Origin of the sequence: Mucilaginibacter sp., assembly GCF_036383575.1 — a bacterium.
Taxonomy (GTDB): Bacteria; Bacteroidota; Bacteroidia; order Sphingobacteriales; family Sphingobacteriaceae; genus Mucilaginibacter.
The window spans coordinates 1-7,614 of the sequence record NZ_DASVOB010000401.1 but is presented as its reverse complement, the minus strand read 5'-3'; the positions used below and the strand labels follow the sequence as shown (position 1 = coordinate 7,614).

Genomic DNA, 7,614 nt, shown 5'->3' with positions numbered 1-7,614 from the left:
CGGTTTAAAACAGATTTAAAAGTATCGGCAGTTTCAAATATCAGCTCAATATCTGCCCGGTTCAAATCTTTTATACCCAATAAGTGTCGTGTGCTCAGTCCTGCCATGTCGGTTATGATCCTATTTGTATTTAATCCTTGTTGTTGTTAGTTATGTCATTGCGAGGTACGAAGCAATCGCACGGAGGCAGAGCCGCCCTGTATAGCATGCGATTGCCACGCTATCGCTCGCAATGACATATTATTATATTATTCCTGTGCCTCTGAAACAAGAACTATCTTGTCTTCACCATCAGTAGCCTTCCAGCTTACCACTACTTTTTGCGACGCGATAGAATCAACCTCGATACCTACATAATCTGCTGATACCGGGATATGACGGGAGTAGCGGCGGTCAACCAAAGCCAGCAGCTCTATCTTTTCCGGTCTGCCGAACGCCTGCAGGGCATCCATGGCGGCGCGGATAGTGCGGCCTGTCCATAGTACGTCATCCATCATGATCACTTTTTTGCCTTCAATAATAAAATCTATTTTGGTTTGATTAGGCACGAGTTGTGATTCACGGCGGCGGAAATCATCGCGGTAAAAAGTAATGTCGAGGTCGCCTTGCAGTATGTTTTTCTCGGGAAGGATCTTTCTTAGTTCTTCGGCAACGCGTTTGGCTAAATAGATGCCACGTGGCTGAATACCAATTAATACTGTATTTGAAAAGTCGTTATGATTTTCAATTAACTGGCGACATAAACGTTGTATAGTGATTTGAAACTTTTGTCCGTCGAGCAGTGTTAGATTTTGCATCGTATGGGTGGATTTGGGCAAAAGTAATAATTTGTTTTCAGTTTTGGAGGATGAGTTTTGAAAGTGGGGTTTAGTCGCAACTCTTTTTTAACAGGCGCTCTTCACGGTGTCATTGCGAGGAACGAAGCAATCTCCTACGTATAGAGTCGTTTTTATGGCCGCCCTGTAAAGTTTGCGATTGCTTCAATGACGGGTGGGAGTCGGGAATGAGGATTATTCTGATAGCTTCTTCAAAGCTGTCATCGACCTTTCCGCATCCTTCTTCGCTACAAAAATATGGTCATGATAATAGGCTGCCACCACATTACAGCTGATATTTTCTTTAGCCAGCGCGGTTGCAAATGCTGCGGTCAGCCCGGTTGCTTCTAATGATGAATGGATAGTTAATGTGATCCAGGCGGCAATGTAAGTATATTCAAGGTTTAATTTATCGGCGGTTTCCTTTTTGAGGATAAGGGTTATAGCTTCCTGTTCTTTAAAAAACGCTATAATGTCATCGGTATTGATGTTAGTTAACGAGGATGTTGTGCAATAAACATAATCACCTTCATTAAGCGCTGGTGTCATGTTTTTAAGCAGGGTATTGAGGTTGGTTTCTCCGGTCATATGACAAAAGTAAATTAAAAACATGTCATTGCGAGGCACGAAGCAATCGCACGGAAGTATAGCCGCCCTGTATAGCATGCGATTGCTTCGTACCTCGCAATGACATGTAATTCAAATCAAAAAGTTTCACCCAACAAAAAAGCCTCCCGATTTATCGGGAGGCTTGTATAAAGTGTTAAGCTAAATTATGCTTCTTCTTCAGAGCTGTTAGCAGCAGGTGCAGCCTTGCGGGCTTTGTTTTCAGCACCTTCCATTTGCTCTTTTAACTGAGCTAATACGCTAAGATCGCCTAAAGTTGATTTTTCAACAGAATCTTTCACTTTTTTCACCGCGTTAGTAGCAGCTTTTGCTTCTTTTTTGCGGTTTTCAAATTCCTGTACGCGGGCATCAGCACGGGCTTCTTCCCAGATACGTGAGTGTGAAATAACGATACGTTTGTTTTCTTTGTTAAATTCAATGATTTTGAATTCAGCAGCTTCTTCAGCTTTCAGGCTCTTGCCGTCTTCTTTAACCAGGTGTTTGGTTGGCGCAAAGCCTTCAACACCGTAAGGTAAAGCTACGATAGCACCTTTGTCGGTTACTTTGATAACAGTACCTTCATGGATCGAGTCGATAGTGAAGATAGTTTCAAATGTATCCCAAGGGTTTTCTTCAAGCTGTTTGTGGCCTAAGCTCAATTTGCGGTTTTCAACATCAAGTTCAAGTACAACCACGTTTAATTTTTCACCAACTTTAGTGAATTCGTTAGGGTGGTTAACTTTTTTAGACCAAGAAAGGTCAGAGATGTGGATCAAGCCGTCGATGCCGTCTTCCAGTTCAACAAACACACCAAAGTTGGTCATGTTTTTAACTGTAGCTACGTGCTGAGTACCAACTGCATACCTTTCAGCAGCGTTTTGCCATGGATCAGGAGTTAATTGTTTAACACCTAATGACATTTTGCGCTCTTCGCGGTCTAAAGTCAATACTTGAGCTTCGATCTCGTCACCAACTTTCAGGAATTCCTGAGGGTTGCGCAGGTTTTGTGACCATGACATTTCTGATACGTGGATCAAACCTTCAACACCAGGGATGATTTCAAGGAATGCGCCGTAATCAGCAACGGTAACGATTTTACCTTTAACTTTTGAACCAACCTGAATTTCTTCAGAAAGGCTTTGCCAAGGGTGAGGGGTTAATTGTTTCAAGCCCAGAGCGATACGTTTTTTCTCGTCATCAAAGTCAAGAACAACAACGTTGATCTTTTGATCCAATGCCAAAATTTCACGTGGGTGCTCAATACGGCCCCATGAAATATCTGTAATGTGCAGTAAGCCGTCAACACCACCAAGGTCAATGAATACACCAAAGTCGGTAATGTTTTTAACGGTACCTTCCAATACCTGACCTTTTTCAAGGCGTGCAACAATTTCTGTTTTTTGATTTTCCAGATCGTCTTCGATAAGCACTTTATGTGATACCACAACGTTCTTGAATTCGTGGTTGATTTTAACAACTTTGAATTCCATAGTTTTACCTACGTACACATCGTAATCCCTGATAGGTTTGATATCGATCTGTGAGCCAGGTAAGAAGGCTTCAACGCCCATAATGTCAACAATTAAACCACCTTTAGTACGGCTCTTAACAAAACCGGTGATGATCTCATCATTATCAAGGGCTGAATTAATGCGCTCCCATGATTTTTGAGTTTTTGCACGTTTGCGTGAAAGTACTAACTGACCGTTAGCGTCTTCCTGCGACTCAACAAAAACGTCAACTTTGTCACCGATCTTAAGATCTGGTGTGTCACGGAATTCTGATACTGATACTAAACCGTCTGATTTGAAACCTACGTTAAGCACAACATCTTTGTTGTTAACGTTAACAACAGTACCGGTGATGATTTCGCCTTTGGTGATAGAGCTGAAAGTTCCATCATACAATTTCTCAAATTTCTCACGGTCGTCATCGCTGTAGTTACCAAATTTTTTGTCGTCAGCATCCCAGTCGAAATCTTCGCTTGGTGTAGCTGCAATTTTTGATTTGATCTCTTCGATAGAGATTGAATCAGCTTCTGATTCAATAGTTTCCTTTTCGCCAGACGCATTAACTGTACCCAGTTCAGCTTCTTTCGCTTTTAATTCTTTTTCTGCTTCTTGTTTTTTTGCCATTAAATAATTTTTCTCCTTTTCCCAATTTGTTAATTGGGACTGCAAAGGTACGGATATATTTTATTGAAAAAAGAAATTTTTTAATGTTAATTGCTTATATTCAGGCCATTTTGCATTGAAAAAGACAGTTTTTTGGTGCTGATTATCCGATAGGAGTGTAAAACAGCACTTTAGGGAGGTGTTTGATGCCTGTAGATTGTTTTAAACGCTTGTTAATTTGTGCTCGATCTCTTCAAAAATCAACATGAAATCATTCAGCATTTCATCCCGGTAGGTGCTTAATATTTCATCCATCAGTGCTTCCTGCTCCGGTGTAAAGGGATTATTCCAAACCCGCATGCAAATCCGTTTAAGTGCATAAGCTATCTGATGTGTTTCCGCATAGGTATGCAGGTACTGGCTTTTTTTAAATCCTTCGTAAAATTTAAAGAAAACATCAGTGTTCTTAAGTCCGGCAAAAATTAAAAACTCCTTTATTTTATCTTCCCGGCAACCGCTCAGGTGATCATAAAATTCGTTAACACTTATTTTACCTGTTGTGAGCAGCAGGTTATCGATAATAAGCTCCAATGCTATGTGGCCTAAAAAGAAAGGCTTAACCGGCGAGCCTGAAAGGGCAGGGGCAAGCAGCTTTTTTAACTCATGTGAGCGCGTGGTGAAAAAGTCGGACGAGTGAAAATAACGATCTACATCAAGGTGCTTGTTCCATCCGTCTATAATAGAATTGATCTCGTTATCAGTATGGTGCAGTTTTTCGGGGTGGAGGATAATGGTTTTATCGGCATTTTTTAACAGGTCGGGCAGTACCGTTCCCAGCACGTGGTAACAGTTGGCAGTATGCCTGTCGAAATAAAAATGTGATAAAAAATTCATAGCCCTTGCTTTGCAAAATACCCGGTTTTGCTCAAGATACAAAATATAAGTAATTATTTGAAACAGAGTTTACCTATAGTTAACCCGGTAAGGGATTATTAAATTGACGACGCGGGGTTGATGCTTACGTCAATTCCCGAAACATTAAAGGCGTAAAAGGAGGCACCTACGGAGCCAAAAGTTTGGCGTTTCTTCCTATAAACATGGTACTCCTCCGGAGTTTAAGATGGTGAAAACACAACTCCGGAGGAGTACCATGTTTGTAGAAAATATAAATTCATTGTTTCGGCTCCGTAGGTGCCTCCTATCGCCTGCAAATAGAATTTCTCATGAAATGATCACATTACCGCCCGCGTCTTATCTATCAATTTTACCTCCTTCCCCCAATTATTCTTTTATATTTGCACCTTTTTGAAACAGAACTTGATATGAACTTTGTTGAAGAATTACGCTGGCGCGGCATGCTGCATACCGAAATGCCCGGAACCGAGGATATGTTAAATAAAGGTATGGCTTCGGGGTATATCGGGTTTGATCCAACTGCCGATTCATTGCACGTTGGCCACCTTACCCAGATCATGACCCTGATCCACTTTCAGCGCGCAGGCCATAAACCTTATGCTTTGGTTGGTGGTGCTACCGGCATGGTGGGCGATCCATCGGGCAAATCGGCCGAGCGTAATTTGTTATCAGAGGATGTGCTGCAACATAACCTGGAAGCTGTAAAAAAGTAACTTACCCGTTTTCTTGATTTTAACACCGGTGCCAACAGCGCCGAAATGGTGAACAACTACGACTGGTTCAAAAGCTTTACTTTTCTTGATTTTATCCGTGATGTAGGTAAGCACATCACCGTTAATTACATGATGGCCAAGGATTCGGTAAAGAAACGACTGGAAGGTGACACCGGTATGTCATTCACTGAGTTTACTTACCAACTGGTACAGGGCTACGATTTTTATTACTTGTGGAAGCACCATAACTGCTCACTACAAATGGGCGGCAGCGATCAGTGGGGTAACATTGTTACCGGTACTGAGTTGATCCGCCGTAAAGACAGTGGCGAGGCTTTTGCCTTAACTACCAACCTGATCAAAAAGGCTGATGGTACCAAATTTGGCAAAACCGAAAGCGGTGCGGTATGGCTTGATGCTGAGCGCACTTCGCCATACCAGTTTTACCAGTTTTGGTTAAACACTACCGAGGTTGACGCCAAATCATACATCCGTATTTTTACCTTGCTTGATCGTGAGGTTATAGAGGTTATGGAAGTTGAGCATGATGCTGCTCCTCATACTCGTATACTGCAAAAAGCTTTGGCAAAAGATATTACCATTCGCGTGCATGGTGAAGCTGAATATGAAAAAGCGATCAAGTCATCGGAATTTTTGTTTGGTAATATAGGTATCGAGTTTTTGAACGAATTGAGTGAAAACGAAGTATTGGGTTTGTTTGCGGGGGTGCCTAACTATACTATAGCGGTAAGCGAACTGGAGCAAGGTATTAATGCTGCTGACCTGTTAGCAGCTAAGACCTCAGTTTTTGCTTCAAAAGGCGAAGCAAAAAAAATGATACAAGGCGGTGGCGTTGCTATCAATAAAGTTAAGATAGGTACCGTCGATGATGTGTATAATAATGATGCGCTGATAGGAGGTAAATTCATTGTAGCTCAAAAAGGTAAAAAGAATTACTTTTTAATAGTTGCGGAATAAATTAGGCCATTGAGTCATTCGATAAATTGCCATTAAGTCATTCGATAAATTGTCATTAAGTCATTAGCACGATTAATGATTTAATGACGAAATGACCCAATGATAGAAAAGCGATAGGTTAAATAAAACCCGTCGCTTTTTTGTTAGCCAAATATTTGCAAATACGACAAATGGTAATTATATTTGTACATATGTCGTATAAGCCAAAGCCGGATACTAAAAATGAGGTCAATGAGCCAATGGCCGCCTATGTTGTTCAGGGTGCGATGCCTTCGTTTTATAGTTTATTGAATGGTTCAAAGCAGGTAAAAGCTTCTTCTGATTTTGATATCATCAGCCTGGCCCGTAAGGGATTCCCGAAAAGCGCTTTGCTTTCTCTTGCAAAAAAAATCTCCCTTAATATCCAGGAGCTTGCCAATATACTTCATATCTCTGAGCGTACCTTACAGCGATACGAGGATGATGTCATTATCAAAACCGAATATGCAGAAAAAGCTATTGAGCTTGCGCGGCTCTACACTCGCGGAGAGGAAGTTTTTGAATCGATGGATAAATTCAAGATCTGGATCAAAACACCGTCGGTGGTTTTCAGGGGTGAAGCTCCTGTAACTATTTTGGATACTTCGGCTGGTTTTGATATGGTTTTCAAAGAGCTTGGCCGTATAGAGCACGGTATTTTTGCCTGATGATACTTTACCGTATTACTAAATGTAACTATGCTGCGGACCTAAGTGGTACCGGAGCGCGATTATACGGTGGCCGCTGGAACAGTGAGGGTAAACCGATGCTTTACCTGGCTTCATCAAGATCATTGGCAGTGCTGGAAGTCTTGGTCCATTTAGATCCCTTGATAATTCCGGGCAATTACTGTCTTGTAGACATCGAGGTGCCGGATGATAAAATAACCACAGTTGATATTGAACGTTTACCTGAAGATTGGAGGGATATATCTGGTTCCGTAATTTTGCGCGAATTTGGGGACGCATTTCTCAAAAAGCAGGAATACTTATTAATGAAAGTACCCTCATCAATTGTTCCTGCGGAATATAATTACCTCCTTAATCCCCTGCATCCCGATGCTTTTGATGTGAAACTTTTGAAAAGAGAGCCTTTCGGGTTTGACAGGAGGCTTCTTTAGTCATTAGGTCATTTGATAAATCGTCATTAAGTCATTGTATTAGAGGAATAGAACTTGACCAATGATCTAATAACAAAAAAGGCGATGGAAACTACTTCCATCGCCTTTTTTATAATGACTCAATGACTTCTAAAGATCGCTCAACAAGTCGAGTTTTTTGGCATTATATTCTTCCTGCGAGATAAGGCCATTATCAAACAGTGTTTTTAGTTTCTTTAGTTTTTCGGTAAGCTCATCTGGTTTGGCGGCAGGTGCAGACGACGGTGTTTCCTGTACAACAGGTGCTGGTGCTGCAACCGGTGCTGGTGGAGTTACCGGTGCGGCAGGTGCTGCAT

General features: G+C 41.5%; 7 protein-coding genes and 2 pseudogenes. 3 read left to right on the top strand and 6 right to left on the bottom strand.

From position 1 onward, the window contains the following. From VF500_RS13975 to VF500_RS13955, 5 genes and pseudogenes are all read right to left on the bottom strand, one after another. Positions 1-107: pseudogene (locus tag VF500_RS13975) on the bottom strand (aspartate carbamoyltransferase); the annotation flags it as partial. 141 nt (positions 108-248) lie between these two features. Then, positions 249-797, bottom strand: a complete 549-nt coding sequence (gene pyrR / locus VF500_RS13970) for a bifunctional pyr operon transcriptional regulator/uracil phosphoribosyltransferase PyrR (protein ID WP_330860252.1) — start codon at positions 795-797, stop codon at positions 249-251. Positions 798-1,010: 213 nt separating this feature from the next. Then, positions 1,011-1,403 carry an ACT domain-containing protein gene (locus VF500_RS13965; protein WP_330860251.1) on the bottom strand — a complete coding sequence of 131 codons (393 nt, stop codon included), beginning with the start codon at positions 1,401-1,403 and terminating at the stop codon, positions 1,011-1,013. Between the two features lie 185 nt (positions 1,404-1,588). Next, a complete protein-coding gene (gene rpsA, locus VF500_RS13960; protein WP_129569382.1) occupies positions 1,589-3,556 on the bottom strand; it encodes a 30S ribosomal protein S1 in 1,968 nt (655 codons plus the stop codon). 201 nt (positions 3,557-3,757) lie between these two features. After that, a complete protein-coding gene (locus VF500_RS13955) occupies positions 3,758-4,429 on the bottom strand; it encodes a hypothetical protein (RefSeq protein WP_330860250.1) in 672 nt (223 codons plus the stop codon). A gap of 428 nt (positions 4,430-4,857) precedes the next feature. Here VF500_RS13955 and tyrS point away from each other — a divergent pair. The 3 genes and pseudogenes from tyrS (at position 4,858) to VF500_RS13940 (ending at position 7,279) form a co-directional block, all read left to right on the top strand. Next, positions 4,858-6,141: pseudogene (gene tyrS, locus VF500_RS13950) on the top strand (tyrosine--tRNA ligase). A 191-nt stretch (positions 6,142-6,332) separates the two neighbouring features. Continuing rightward, a complete protein-coding gene (gene parS / locus VF500_RS13945; RefSeq protein WP_330860249.1) occupies positions 6,333-6,827 on the top strand; it encodes a type II toxin-antitoxin system Xre/ParS family antitoxin in 495 nt (164 codons plus the stop codon). Then, positions 6,827-7,279 (top strand): RES family NAD+ phosphorylase, encoded by a 453-nt coding sequence (locus tag VF500_RS13940; protein WP_330860248.1) that lies wholly within the window; start codon positions 6,827-6,829, stop codon positions 7,277-7,279. Before parS ends, VF500_RS13940 begins: the two co-directional genes overlap by 1 nt. A 129-nt stretch (positions 7,280-7,408) precedes the next feature. Here the strand turns inward: VF500_RS13940 and VF500_RS13935 are convergent. Next, positions 7,409-7,614, bottom strand: a 206-nt coding sequence (locus VF500_RS13935) for an SHOCT domain-containing protein (RefSeq protein ID WP_330860247.1), incomplete at its 5' end; no start/stop codon positions are given.